The sequence below is a fragment of the Paenibacillus sp. BR1-192 genome, assembly GCF_029542445.1.
GTDB lineage: Bacteria > Bacillota > Bacilli > Paenibacillales > Paenibacillaceae > Paenibacillus_AQ > Paenibacillus_AQ lautus_A.
In genome coordinates, this window is record NZ_CP120718.1 from 3812588 (window position 1) to 3826814 (window position 14227).

12 protein-coding genes are annotated in these 14227 nt (G+C 46.3%); 6 read left to right on the plus strand and 6 right to left on the minus strand.

Translation table 11 applies throughout. The features are described from left to right. Positions 1-241 precede the first annotated feature (241 nt). From P0X86_RS16900 to P0X86_RS16925, 6 genes are all read right to left on the minus strand, one after another. The gene (locus P0X86_RS16900) at positions 242-1516 is read right to left on the minus strand and encodes a Gfo/Idh/MocA family protein (RefSeq protein ID WP_277745947.1); all 1275 of its coding nucleotides are present in this window, start codon (positions 1514-1516) and stop codon (positions 242-244) included. Positions 1517-1612: 96 nt separating this feature from the next. Further along, positions 1613-3295 carry a response regulator gene (locus P0X86_RS16905; RefSeq protein WP_277745948.1) on the minus strand — a complete coding sequence of 561 codons (1683 nt, stop codon included), beginning with the start codon at positions 3293-3295 and terminating at the stop codon, positions 1613-1615. Positions 3296-3307: 12 nt separating this feature from the next. Next, positions 3308-5038 carry a sensor histidine kinase gene (locus tag P0X86_RS16910; RefSeq protein ID WP_277745949.1) on the minus strand — a complete coding sequence of 577 codons (1731 nt, stop codon included), beginning with the start codon at positions 5036-5038 and terminating at the stop codon, positions 3308-3310. Between the two features lie 40 nt (positions 5039-5078). Then, positions 5079-5963, minus strand: coding sequence for a carbohydrate ABC transporter permease (locus tag P0X86_RS16915; RefSeq protein ID WP_176502408.1), 885 nt, complete (start codon positions 5961-5963; stop codon positions 5079-5081). A 37-nt stretch (positions 5964-6000) separates the two neighbouring features. Continuing rightward, entirely contained in the window at positions 6001-6906 is a 906-nt protein-coding gene (locus P0X86_RS16920; protein ID WP_009590100.1) for an ABC transporter permease, read from the minus strand. Positions 6907-7021: 115 nt separating this feature from the next. Further along, entirely contained in the window at positions 7022-8695 is a 1674-nt protein-coding gene (locus P0X86_RS16925; protein ID WP_277745950.1) for an extracellular solute-binding protein, read from the minus strand. A 305-nt stretch (positions 8696-9000) separates the two neighbouring features. Between P0X86_RS16925 and P0X86_RS16930 the strand changes: the two genes are divergently transcribed. The 6 genes from P0X86_RS16930 (at position 9001) to P0X86_RS16955 (ending at position 14205) form a co-directional block, all read left to right on the plus strand. Beyond that, positions 9001-9849 (plus strand): helix-turn-helix transcriptional regulator, encoded by an 849-nt coding sequence (locus tag P0X86_RS16930; RefSeq protein ID WP_277745951.1) that lies wholly within the window; start codon positions 9001-9003, stop codon positions 9847-9849. 106 nt (positions 9850-9955) lie between these two features. Further along, positions 9956-11338 carry an ADP-ribosylglycohydrolase family protein gene (locus P0X86_RS16935; protein ID WP_277745952.1) on the plus strand — a complete coding sequence of 461 codons (1383 nt, stop codon included), beginning with the start codon at positions 9956-9958 and terminating at the stop codon, positions 11336-11338. A 335-nt stretch (positions 11339-11673) separates the two neighbouring features. Beyond that, positions 11674-12132 carry a LytTR family DNA-binding domain-containing protein gene (locus tag P0X86_RS16940; protein WP_277745953.1) on the plus strand — a complete coding sequence of 153 codons (459 nt, stop codon included), beginning with the start codon at positions 11674-11676 and terminating at the stop codon, positions 12130-12132. Beyond that, on the plus strand, positions 12129-12539 hold the full coding sequence (locus P0X86_RS16945) for a DUF3021 domain-containing protein (protein ID WP_277745954.1): 411 nt from the start codon (positions 12129-12131) through the stop codon (positions 12537-12539). The genes P0X86_RS16940 and P0X86_RS16945 overlap by 4 nt, the downstream gene beginning before the upstream one ends. A 17-nt stretch (positions 12540-12556) precedes the next feature. Then, positions 12557-13468 carry an ABC transporter ATP-binding protein gene (locus P0X86_RS16950; RefSeq protein ID WP_277745955.1) on the plus strand — a complete coding sequence of 304 codons (912 nt, stop codon included), beginning with the start codon at positions 12557-12559 and terminating at the stop codon, positions 13466-13468. Further along, a complete protein-coding gene (locus tag P0X86_RS16955) occupies positions 13465-14205 on the plus strand; it encodes an ABC transporter permease (RefSeq protein WP_145036672.1) in 741 nt (246 codons plus the stop codon). Before P0X86_RS16950 ends, P0X86_RS16955 begins: the two co-directional genes overlap by 4 nt. Positions 14206-14227 lie beyond the last annotated feature (22 nt).

A 14227-nucleotide genomic window follows, 5' to 3' on the forward strand; every position in this document is an offset into this window, starting at 1 on the left:
GATCCCCCTTTCACGAAATTCGGCAAACGCCCTGATTGGAATCGCTTTCAAAAATAAAAAATTCTCATTCCTCATTCCCTTCTTTGCTCGCGAAATGTCTTAGAAGATCAGTCCGAAGGTGAACCATTAGCCGGCAGATCATCATCTGCAGCGGCTATGGCGCCGTCCACCCTCGCGGCTTCATTCAACTCATACGGCGAATTTGCGGTCGAATTAATTCAAGTTCCACAGTTGTGTACAATTAAACACCCGCTTCTTCCTTCTGATACATCTCGGTCAGCTTGATGCTTCTGCCCTGCTGCAAACGGGATCGTTCGGAAGCGAAAGCAATCAAATGGCTTTGCAAGGAAGCGGTAGCCGATGTAAGGCCTTGAGACGGGTTGCGGTCGAACTTATGTACATTTTTAAGGAAGGAGCTCACCATGCGCTCATCGCCTCCGCCGTGGCCGTCGCCCTGCACGCTGCATTTAATTTCAATCTCTTCGCCCGTCGCATAACGGTACAGCGTAAAAGAACCCTTATCCATGTCGCCCATGATCTCTCCCTGCGTACCCATAATCTGCACACGGCGAGTACCGCTTTGGGTTAATCCCGACATAATGAAATTAGCATTAGCGCCGCTGGCAAATTCCATATTGACGACCTGATGGTCGACAACATTATTATCGCAGCGATAGACGCAGCGGCCGAACGGTCCTTCCTTAAGCGCCCGGATAATGCCTTCCTGTGATAAATCGTGCGTCATATAGCGCGCCCAATGATCGGCAGGTTGCTCCAAGTACATTTTAATCGCTGAAAAAGCACATTCCCTCTCGGCTTCGCAACCATCGATGCAGCAGTCCGTAGCACCCTCCGGCGCGTTCTCGGCTTTAAAATGAAGCAATGAGCCAAAGGAGCTGACCGCAGTGCACGGTTCATCCATCAGCCAGGAGATGAGGTCCAGGTCGTGGCAGGATTTGGCCAGAATCATCGGACTTGTTTCCTCGGAATTGCGCCAATTGCCGCGTACGTAGCTATGAACCATATGGTGATAGCCTACGTTTTCGGTTAACTGAATGGTGCCGATCGCGCCCAATTCCCCATCCTCGATGCATTTCTTGATGCCCGACCAGAACGGGGAATAGCGAAGCACATGCGTGACCACCAGCAAACGCTTATGCTTAAGAGAAGCTTGCTCCAATTCTATACATTCCCGCACATTCGGTGACATGGGCTTCTCCAGCATGACATGGTAGCCAAGCTCCATCGCTTTCATTGCTGGTATATAGTGCATCCGATCAAGCGTGCAGATGATCATCACGTCGGCTATTTTCCCCTGCTCAAATGCTTTGTCCCACGAATTGTAAACGTGTTCTTCAGCAATCTGATGAATCTCTGCAAAACGTTGTCTGCGTTCATCATCCGGCTCGGCTACCGCAACAAACTTCAGTTCATTCGGAAATTTTTCCGCATACGGTCCATAGATGTATCTTCCTCTACTGCCTGCGCCTAATAGTACTGCCGTTAATGTTCTCAATGTTAGTCCCCCTTGCATGTACAATTGCATCCTAATTTCATTGTAAGGGGTGACTCCGCGCATCAAAATAGATCATTGCTTACATTCCATATACATTTATTGACCTTGGTGCATGGTTTCGTTGCGAGCCGTTCGAAAATCCTGTGGCGTCATATCATTTTGCTTCTTAAAAAAGCGGATAAAGGCAAGCGCTGAATTGTAGCCGAGCTTGGCGGCAATTTCATTGACCTTCATGGATGTATTGAGCAGCATATCTTTTGCAATGACATTGCGGTAATCATTTACGTATTTAGACAGTCCGATTCCGGTTATCTGCTTGTAAAGCCTTGATAAATAGGATGGATTCAAGCTGACATAATCCCCGATCGCGGTTAGGGATATATCATCCGCAATATGCTCCTCTATATAACGATGCACCTTATTAACGACCTCCGCCGGCAGCTCTGTTCCTCGAATCGCATTCCATTCAAAAAAGCAGTCCGCAATTTGCCAATAGTATGGAATGAGCTCCGTCCATGAAGCGGTCTCCTCCTGACGGAACAGTTTATCCAAATTCATCTGGGTATTCATATAGTCTCGCATATCTTTATTTTTGTGCAAATGCGCCAGAAATACCGCAGATAGGAAATGGTACAACTCAACCTTGCGCTCATATGGAGTATCCGGATCGTTCCAGATGTCTGTCAATTCAACGAATTGATGATTAAACTGCTCGCGGTGATTATTTTCAAGACAGCTCATCAGCAGCTGCACGCGAGCGTGAAAAAAGCTGTCATGATAGCTTTTCGCCTTCTCTTTTTCTTCGGACTTCTGAAGATCTTGATCGGTCATGATGACCTCATGGAACAAGCCATGGCCTTGCATAAGACCGTATTTCATCGCATGAAAACGATCCGACAGCCGATTCCAGGGGACAGCCTCGCTGCCAATAAGAAAAGATACGGAGAGGTTCAGCAGCCTTTTGCTGGTCGCCTGGATCGTCTCCAAATTGCCGCTCACATAGCGGTATGCCCGGGTCCATTCCATCGTACGGGTATCCGCCGTTATATCCGGACCGGCTTTAGACTGAAAGATCCATACCATTTTGTTCATATCAAATACGACGGAGAAGCAGCGCACAAGGGCGGATAAATACTCATCGCCGATATTTTGAAGTGCGTAAGCGAGCAAAGCCTTGTCCGGCGCTGTGAACATTTCCTTCCAGGCATCGATCCGGCCAATCAGTAAATAGGCAGGGAGCGATGCGTCGAGCGGAATGTCCATTTCCGCAAAAGCGTCCCGAAGCTGCTGACCCGTCATCGTCTTACCTTGTAATAGACCCCAGATATATTCCTTCTGCAGGGAAGGCATCGCTATTCTCATTTTGGACTGGGCCCGCAAGATCATTTGAGCCTGACCCTGTTCCTCTTCGATTTCCTCTATCGCCCGTTCAACGGTATGAATGATCTTCTCGTCGCTTTCCACTTTCAGCAAATAATCAAAGGCGCCAAACGTTAGGGCGTTCTTCGCATAGTGAAAATCATTGAACCCTGTCAATAAAATAACTTTGCACGCCGGCCACTGCGATTTGATTTCCTGAAGCAGCTCAATGCCCTCTATGCCGGACATCTTAATGTCCGAAATCACAATATCCATCCGGTGATGGGACAGCACCTCAAGCGCTTCTTCGCCGGAATAGGCCTTCATGACTTCAAGCTCCAAATGCTCCGTCTTCTCGAACAACTCCAGAAGACCATCTACAATAATCGGCAAATCATCCACGATTAAAAGCCTGTACATGGCGATTCCTCCTTAGCTCATGCTCAGTTTAATAATAGCTTGAAGCCCGCCAAGCTCAGAGCGTGATACGGTAATCCCATACTCTTCTCCATAACGAAGCTGAATTCTGCGATGAACATTAAGCAGGCCGGTTGTCTCCTCCATCTGGTTCGTTGAAAAACGCAGCTTCTTGCCAAGCGCTTCGATTTCCTCATCCGTAATGAACTCGCCGTTATCTTCTACGTAAATGTAAAAAGCATCATTTCGCAGCTTGCTGTGCACCCATAGCTCGCCCGTGCCGCGCATATTGCCAAGGGCGTACTTATAAGCATTTTCAATAATAGGCTGCAAAATCAATCGGGGAACTTCAATCGGCTGGGCTTCGACTTCAAACAGCACTTCGATTCGTTCCCCGTAACAGATCGACTGCATCTCTACATAAGTGCGGGAATGCTCAAGCTCCATCTCCAGCAGAATGTCGTCATCATGATGGCGAGTAATGAACTGAAAATATTGCCCGATGTACAAACAGAACTGGTAGGCTTTTTCCTTCTGGGTATCGGATTTAATCAAGCGGCAAAGCACGAAAAAGCAATTATATAAAAAATGAGGATTGATTTGCGATTGCAATCGCTTCAGCTCCGAACGCTGATTGCGAATTTGCTGCTCATAATTTTCCTCAATCAGTGTTTTCAAAGATTTCACGGTATCGTTAAAAGCCTGGTATAAATAGCCGAACTCATCCTGCCTGCGGTCGATCAAGATCGGCTCCAGCTCGTTTTGCTGCATGCGGCGGAAGGAACGCACCAGCTTTAACAACGGACGGTATATTAATCGGATGATAAAATAGGTAAAAAATAAAAAAATACAAACAGCAAGCGCGCAAGCCCACCAAAACAATGCCCTATATACCTGCAATGAACCGAGAATCATCTCTTCCGGTATGCAAGTTACCGTGTATGAATTCCAGAGACTGGAATACTTGAATACGGTTAGAAAGCGCTTGTTTTTATAATGAATCGTATCATAGCCTTCATCTATTTTCGCTGCCTGCTTCTCAAAAGCCAGCTGCTTCATCAGATCATGCAATTCAAGGTCGGAGCCGCTATTGATTTCCCAGCCGCGCTCCAGGTTTAACAATACGGTCTGGCCTCCCCTGCTATTGCCGATTTGCGCTAAGGTTTCTTTAATTTTGCCGGTTGAGAGCTCTACGCCTACCACATAGAGCGGGTCCTTTTTGCCTGCAGGGTACTGCATCGTAATAAACAGCCGGTCCTTCCAATAAATAAAGGGCTCCGTATAAAGCTTCTTGTCTGGCTGCATCGCTTCATATTCTTCTGCATCCAGATTGGTTTCAAAGCTGTTGCTCAGCACCGTGCGCTCGATATGCGGAATGTACGCCTTCGCCTCGCGAATGAACGGACTGGAATTTTTCATTAAATCCAGGCGGTGCTGAATATCCAGTATTTTATACGACCGCTCATAGGAGTTCATCTGCTCGCCTGTCGCCGCCACTTCCATCAAATCCCTGTCCATGACGTAGTTAGGCAGATATCGGCTGATCCGGTCTGCTTCCTGATCCAGGGAGTCTAAATAAAACCTTGTCGTATTCAAAATCGAATCGGATATTTCACTGCGGATATGATTGGCCCCTTGCTCATTCATCATCCAGGTAATTGCCATAAGCGGCAGTAAGGCTGCCAAAAAGGCAGCCATTATTTTTTTGAATATAGAGGAATCCTGTAAAAAGAATATACTTTTCATCGTTTGTTCTCCTGTGCCCGAGATCTACGACCTTCTTTGTCTATTCTTTTACGCTTCCCATTACAATGCCCTTGATGAAAAACCGCTGCAAGAATGGATAGACAATAAGAATCGGGAAAGCCGCTACGAAGATTTGTGCCGCCCTGCTTGTACGGTCAGACAGCTGCAGCATGAGTTCCACATTTTCTGATTTAAGAAATCGGAAATCCATCTTAATAATAACGGTTTGCAAGAAAGTTTGCAGCGGATAATTTTCCGGGTGATTCATATAAAGCATGCCGTCGAACCAGCTATTCCAATGCCCTACCATCGTAAAAAGCCCCGTTGTCGCCAGTGCGGGCAACGATAGCGGTACATATATTTTCCAAAGCGTTGCAAAATGCCCGGCTCCGTCAATCCGTGAAGCGTCCTCAAGCTCCCTGGGCAGATTGCGGTAAAAGTTCAATAGCAGGATGACGTTGAACACGTTAATTGCCATAGGTAGCACCAACGCTCCGAGAGTATCAATAAGTCCCAAGCTTTTAATTGTCAAATAGGTAGGAATGAGTCCGCCGTTGAACAAAATCGTGAAAACAAATATCCATGCATAGACGGTTCTTAGACGAAACGTATTGCGATCCTTGGATAAAGGATAAGCTGTAATAATCGTTAACAACATACTTAATACCGTCCCGACAACAACCCGTTGAATCGAAATGCCAAAGGCTCTTACATACTCAGGCTTGCCGAACACGTTATCATAAGCCGCCGTTGTAAACTCTACAGGCCACAGCGCAACCTTGCCGGCTGCCGCCGCCGAACCCGAGCTAAACGAAATCGCCAAAATATGAAGGATCGGCATTAAGCATAAAAAAGATATAAACGCTAGAAAGACTAGGTTGCAAACTAGAAAAGCCCTTCTTCCGAATGACGGTTTAATAACCACGGTCAGTCTCCTTTCTGAATCACCGACTTTTCATCTATTAGAAAATACGGTAATTCGCTAGTCGGTATGCGAGTACGTAGGATACGGAAATGAAAATAAAGGATACGACGGATTTCAATAAGCCGACAGCTGTGGCAAATCCGAACTGGGCTTGCTGGATCCCCATACGGTAGACAAAAGTATCAATGATATCGGCACTTTCATAAACCGGTGCGCTGTACAGGTTAAAGATTTGATCAAATCCCGCATTCAGCACATTGCCGATATTAAGCGTCAGCATAAGAACGATGATCGGCATCATGCCCGGCAGCGTCACGTGAAGCGTTTGTTTCCAGCGGCCCGCACCATCGATTTGAGCGGCTTCATAAAGCGTAGGATTAATTCCTGTCAGTGCGGCCAAATAAACAATGGTACCAAATCCAAATTCTTTCCATACATCGGAGATGACCATGACATAAGGGAACCAGTTATTATCGCCAAGAAAGAAAATCGGCTTCATGCCGAACCATCCAAGCAGCTGGTTCAATATGCCGGAGGAAGGAGACAAAATATCGACCAAAATCCCGCTCAGCAGCACCCAGGATAGAAAATGGGGCAGATAGACCAGGGTTTGGAACGTTCTTTTCATCCATTCTCTACGCAATTCATTAAGCAAAATTGCTATCGTGATTGGCACGAACAAACCGGCAACGATTTTCATTACAGCAATGTATACCGTATTAAAGAAGATGCGGCCGATATCCGGATAATCCATTAACAGCTGGAAGTTCCTCCATCCGATAAACGGGGAGCCGAACAACCCTTTATTCGGCACATATTTTTGAAAAGCCATCATGATTCCTGTCATAGGAATGTAACTAAAAATAACAATCATAGCTAAACCCGGCAGCAGCATCAAATGAAGCGGCCATTCCTTCTTCCACATGCGCGTCAGACTATTCATATCTTCACCTCGCTGATTCACTTTTCATGTTGTGCGCATTCCTAGTTCAAGAACCCGATTGTTCTTGAAAAAAGGAGGGATTGCATAGATTCAATCCCTCCCTGCACTACAGATCCTATTGAAGCGATTTATACCACTCGTTAACTTCTTTCGTGATTTCATCGCCGCCAAGCTTCTTCCACTCTGCAACGAATGTATCGAACTCGTCTACGGATACTTGGTTCATTATGATTTTGATGAATATTTCATCACGTTTCTTCGTTAAAATTTCTTGGCGGTCTGCCATCGTCGGAGTAGGCGCGCCGTAGAATTTGTTTTGTAGGTATTCTTTGTTTTGCTGGATTTTTGGGTTATGCGATACCGCTCCGTTCGGCCCCGAAATCAGCACTTCCCACCACATATTGATATCGCTACCATCGATAAATTTCATCGCACGTTCATAACGACCCTTCTGGTCTGCAGTTTGAAGAATGCTAGGATCTTTCGTTTCGATCGCTTTCGGCAGAATTTCGCCGTTGTTATCCATCTGTTTGCCTACGCGAAGCGGGTTCAGCAGCCAGTAGTTGTTGCCTTTTTCTTGTTTGTCTTTACCATACAGATAGATTTTTTGCTCATCTGTCGGATTCATCGTATTATCAACGACGATCCATTGGTTCAGCAATTTGATAACGCCTTCAGGATGCTTGGCTTGTTTAGAGATCACATAGTACTCGTCAACACCAAGACCAATTTGATTCAATGTAGGCTTGTTGTCTACGGAAGGAATAGGGAACACTCCCCATTCTTGAACAACCTTCCCGTCTTTCACAGCGCCCTGCACAAGCTGCGCCGGTGTCCAGGAAGCACCAAATACCATGCCGATGCTGCCGTCATAGATGAGCTCAGCGGCTTTTTCCGTATCTTTAACCGCAAACTCAGGATCGATCAACCCTTTTTTGAACATGTCTTGCAGCGCTGCAAGCGCCTGCTTCATCTCGGGCTGGATATCACTGTTCATCAAACCGCCGTTCCCGTCTTCCATCCAAATGTTTTCATAAGCGTGATAGCCGTTCAAGAACGCTCTCAGACCGGTAACGCCTGTCTCGATACTAAATGGGTTTTTGCTGACCGCAATACCGTAAGCTTGTTTTGTGCCGCCAGGATTCTTGGTTTTGAACGCTTCGGCAATTTCAATGAAATCATCCATTGTTTTAGGCTCAGGCAAGCCAAGTTCTTTCAGCCAGTCGGTACGAACGAACAAGTATTGATAGTTGAACGGGTTGTATGAGCTTGGAATCCCCATCATTTTCCCGTCGATCATCGCAGTTTTCATCTGCATGCCGCCGTCCATGGTCAGAAACTTTTTTGTCTCTTCCGTAGCATGCTGATCATAAATCTCTGTCAAATCCATAATCATATCCGCTTCCGTCAGCTCCTTAAGCTGTGCAGCGTTTACAAGCAAGAAATCGGGAAGATCGTTGGATGCGATCGCAATTTTTACTCTCTCTTTGAATTGGCTGATGTCTGCAATCCACTTGTTTGTAATTTTGACACCGATATCTTGTTCATAAACGTCATAAACTGAGTTTTTGTCGAAGTCTTCACCTTCGTCGAATTTCAAGTAAGGATCGCTTGGCGAAACCGTTGAAACCTCAATGATATCATTGCTGTTTCCTGTGCCTGTTGTTTCAATTGGTTCCTTGGAATTTACAGGTGGTTGGTTTGGCTCAGACGACGTTTTGAATCCGCAGCCTGTAATCGCCAATGCAAGCGTCAAGGAGATCATTGCAAGTGCCTTTTTGCTCTTCAAATTTTACCCCTCCGGTACATTTCGTTTAGTTTTCTGCAAATTGTATTGCAGTCTTTCATAATTCCAGTATAGAAAGAAGCCCCCCGCTGTTCTATATACTAGTCTTTACTTTCGTATACACCTCTTGACACCAGGCAAAAAGCAAATAATTATCGTGATTCACTTATACATCGGCAGCATTTACTTTTCATTTAGAAATACCTCAAAATGTATGTATGAAAGTAAATAACAGTATCTGGTTGAAGTCATCCCTTGTCTATATACTTAGCATATAAATTCATGATTGTCTGGAGGCGTTGGACATAATGAGACTTCATATTGCCTATGACCATCCCATTGCTATCAATGCTTTCGAATGGACCCCTGCCACTTATCGGCAGCCGCCTCATGTGCACGCAAGCCTGGAGATCGGTCTCTGTTTAACAGGCAAAGGCTATTTTTTCTTTGGCAACAAACAATATGCAGCGAAACCTGGCGACTTATTTCTGGTCAACAATGATGAACGGCATATTGCCCAATCTGCCCCCGATGACCCGAGCCGCTATCTTTTTATTAATTTTGATCCCGCGCTGCTGCTAGCGGAGGAGCCCGGTCTTCTGCTGCCATTCTCCTATCGCTCCACTCATTTTTGCAATCATATTATGGGCGGCTCGCCGCTCGCCAAACAGCTTACGCCTTGGGTGCTGGCTATAGCGGAAGAACTGCGGGAAAAGTCCCCGGGTTATTTGGCAATGGCCAAAAGCGCGCTCATTCAGCTGTGCGGCCGTCTTCTTCGACATTACGACGGTTTGCTGACCGATGATGAGCGTCGTCATATGGTACATTCCGTTCGCCAGGCGCAATCGCTGGCCGCTTTGGTCGAGCATCGTTACCATGAGCCGGTTAGCTTAGGGGAATTGGCTGATGAACTTGGTTTAAGCATCTCGCGCGTGAGTCGGGCGTTTCTGGAAACGACCGGTTATCGTTTCTCGGAATATGTTTCCTTGCTGCGTATCCAGGCTGCCAAGAGGGAATTGGCAGGAACAGACAAAGCTGTAGCCGATATTGCTTTCGAATGCGGCTTTCAAAGCTTGCCGACTTTTTACCGCGTTTTTAAAGAGACTGTCGGCCTGTCTCCGATCCGTTATCGGCAATCAATAGGGATTACGGAATGAGCAAAAAATGAGAATAACGCTTTCATGATTTGAGAAGCCATTGCCGGCATGGCTGGTTATAATCAAGGCATATTTTGATTATATGGATTTCAGGAGGGCAACCTTGATGACGAAATGGATTGGACTGAGGGAAATAGTTCGGGATGAAATCAAACAGCGCGGAGAAGAAGGCTGTCCTGTTGAGGGGATGGCCGAGCGGCTGGAAGCAGCCGGCACAGACGAAGCAAAGTTAATGGAAGTATACCAGGCTTTAATGGCTCTTGAACCGCATGCGGATTTCAAGTATTTCGAGCCGTCGGAATTGGAGGCCATTCGCGCCGAACGTCCGGATGGACCGAGACTCCTGTCCGGAAACTGGGATGAGCTTAAATGGCAGGATAAATTTCATGGTGCGTGGCTCGGCCGTTCGGCTGGTTGCGCGCTCGGAAAACCTCTCGAAGCTCCTTCCTTCATGCAAGGCTCGGGCGGAAGACCCGGCTGGCACAATATTAAGTTGTGGTTCGAAGGCGCAGGGCAATGGCCGATTCGCCACTATACACCGGGCGATTCAACTGCAGAAGCCGAGTACGGTATCGAGATAGCAAGGTGGAGCAGCTTGGCCAGCTGCCGGGATAACATTCGTTTTATGGAAACGGACGATGATGTTCGATATACCGTTCTCGGTCTGCTCATGCTTGAGGAACGCGGGCTCGATTTCAACTCTTGGGACGTGGGCAAGCTGTGGCATCGTCATTTGTCATTCGGGCAGGTATTCACGGCAGAAGCGCAGTCCTATCTTAATTTCGCTCGTGTCACTTCACATATTAGCGGCGATCAGCCAGACGACTGGGAGAAACATATCCACTGGGGGCGTTCTTATTTGAATCCCTACCGCGAATGGATCGGCGCCCAAATCCGTGTAGACGGCTATGCATACGGTGCTGCCGGCCAGCCCCAGCTTGCAGCTGAGCTTGCTTGGCGTGACGCTTCCTTCTCCCACGTGAAGAATGGGATTTACGGCGCCATGTTTTGCTCGGCAATGATTGCCGCTGCAATCGTTGAAAGTGACATGAAGCGAATTGTTGAGATCGGATTGAGTGAAATTCCGAAACGCAGCCGACTTGCAGAAGATATCGCATTAGCGGTCAACATTGCCGAGGAAACGGAAGACCCATTAGATTTGGTGAGTAAAATATGGGAAGCATTTAAGCATTATCACCCTGTTCATACCAATAATAATGCTGCATTATGCGCGGCAGCGCTCATTCATTCCGGAGGGGATTTCGAGAAAGGCATTACGGCAGCCGTACTTGGAGGCTGGGACACCGATTGCAATGGCGCCACCGTCGGCTCCATTCTTGGCGCATCGCTTGGAGCGGCGGCGCTTCCTGAGAAGTGGATCTCGCCGCTAAACGATACGTTGTATGCCGATGTCAGTGGCTTCCACCCCATTGCCATCTCCGAATGCGCGCAAAGAAGCTATCGCGTCTTTCGAAAATTGCAGCATTAACATGATTTAGGATCGAGTATAATGCGGTATCATATTAAACTAATATGTCCGTTCACTTAAGAAGGCAGCTGATCGCTCTGACCAGCTGCCTTCTCTTTTTTATCAAATTCCTCTTGGCAAGTGTTCTGTACGCCCGATGAGCTCATTTCGATTATTCATTTTTGAAGGCATAAGCCATTTTCGTGTAGGATAATATCTGCTTTGCTGCAGGTCGGACGCCGATACATGCATCTTACTACCCGCGTCCTGCGTGTCGCCTTTGTTTTAATGACAATTGAAAAATCGCCATCTATACTAAACCTATAAAGCGTATGGAATGGAGGAGCCGTCTATACATGAAAATTTCACTCGACATCGACCCGCGCAACGAAGAAACCGCGGTGACGATTCACTGCAAAGAATTGACCCCAGCCATCCAGGAGATCCTCGAGTACCTCAATAAGAATGACACGGATTTGATCGTCGGAAAAGATGGAGAGAACCAGCACTTAATTAAGCACGAGGAAGTACACTACTTTCGTACAGAAGGCGATGTGGTCACAGCCGCCACCTCAGAAGGAATCTTTAAAATAAAAGAAAAATTATATGAGCTCGAAAACTCCCTTCCTTCCCATCGGTTTATCAGGATCTCAAAATCCGTCATTGCAAACCTGCATGCAATGAGCCATTTCGAACCATCATTTAACGGGACCCTCTGCGTTCACTTTAAATCAGGTGAAAAAGAATATGTTTCGCGTCATTACATTGGCCGAATTAAAGAAATTCTAAAGATGAACAGGAGGGAAACGAAATGAATGCATTTCTTTTCAGAAGCATGATCGGTATATTCTTCGGGGCCTTTATTGCTGTAATGACTACAAGTGCGCTTATTTATTTTGGCGGACAATCGACAATAGACGGAATGCATTTTATTAAAAATGCATTTGGCTATATATTCTGCGGCTGGCTGTTTAATGTCACACCCCTCTATTTCAAAATTCGCTCACTTCGCCTGCCCATACAAACTGCCTTGCACTTTTTAACAGTCACCATCGTCTACTTTTTATTAGGCCAATGGATCGGCTGGATTCACATTAATGTAAAGAACTTTTTGATATTCCTGGGAATCTCTATTATCGGTTACGCCATCGGATGGATTGGATTTTATCTTTATTTTAAACATGAATCGAGAAAGCTGAATAACGATCTTAGAAGACATTGAATAAAAGGAGAAAACGCATGGAGAGTGTCATTACAGTTCGCAATCTATCGAAAAACTTTGGCGGGACCAAGGCAGTAAAGAATCTTTCCTTTGATGTTTACAAAGGTGAAATCTTCGGAATTATCGGGCCGAACGGCGCAGGGAAAACGACCACCCTCGAAATCCTGGAAGGAATCTCTGATCCAAGCGAGGGAGCGGTTGAAGTCCTTGGACTCGTTCCCAATAAGCAGCTTCGGGAGTTAAACAAGAGAATTGGTGTCCAGTTTCAAGCCACTTCGATCCAGAAGAAAATGAAAGTAAAAGAAGCGCTGGATCTCTTTTCTTCATTTTATGATAATGCCACGAAAAAAGATCATTTCATAGAATTGCTTGGCTTAAACGAAAAGCTGAACGTAAAATTTGATGACCTATCCGGCGGATGGAAGCAGCGGGTAACTCTTGCTTTAGCCACTCTGCATGAGCCTGAAATCTTATTTCTTGATGAGCCGAGCATGGGTCTTGATCCCTTAGCAAGGCGGGAAATGTGGTCTTTGATCCGGCTGTTACGGGATCGTGGAAGTACGATTGTGGTGACCACGCATTATATGGAAGAAGCTGAGCAGCTGTGCGACAGGGTGGCGATGATTTACAGCGGCCAATTAAAAGCTTTAAACTCCCCTCGTGAATTATTAAACGAAGGTGCTGCTAATTGTCTTACCTTTATCAGTGAAGGAGTCGCCCCCGAATATCTAAGCTCGCTTCCCGGCGTGGAGCGCGTTGAAAAGAATCAAGACGAATTCAAAGTGTTTTGTGATGACCAACAGACAACGGCTTATCACATTTTCAGTTACTGTCAGGAAAAAGGCATCCGATTGTCCAGCTTCAGGTTTGAAAAAGGCTCTCTCGATGATTTATTTATCCAGTACCTAGAAAAGGAGAAGATCGGATGAACGCAATCGTAAAACTCGCCAGTTTAGAAACGAAAATGTTCTTTAGAGACCGTTTAAGCATGTTTTGGACGTTTCTCTTTCCTATTGTGATGATCGGGCTGTTTGGATCCATGTTTGTTGGAGATAACATGAGTCAAAAGGCTTTTGCGGAATATTTTGTTCCTTCGTGGATTGGCGTCAATATCGTAACCACTTCCTTTTTTACTCTGGGAACTGTTTTAACCAATTACCGGGAAACGGGCGTATTGCGAAGATATCAATCAACACCGCTCCAGCCATGGAAAATCCTCGCCGCCCATACCTTTCAAGGGACCGTCATCTTTGCAATATCCGCCATGCTTCTGATGGTCTTTGGCATGCTGCTCTACGATTTAACCCTGCCGGCCTACATCGGAAGCACCCTGCTTTCATTGCTTATTAGCATCCTCGCTTTTTTCCCGTTTGCTTTATTCCTGACCTCATTAGCAAAAAACACTCAGGCTGCTTCCGCAATCAGTTCATTATTTCTAAACCTGATGCTGTTCCTGTCAGGAGCGACATTCCCGCTGGAAATGATGCCGACGGTTCTTCAATATGCAGCGAAAATACTCCCGCTCTATTACGTCATTCAGTTGCTGCGGGGGACGTGGACAGAAGCGCCAATTACGGAGTATGGCTTTGAAGCAGCTGTTTTGATTGGCATTGCCATTGTATCTGTTGTGCTTGCTACACGGTTTTTCCGGTGGAGCGGGAAATAGGAATATTATAAGAAGACTTGCA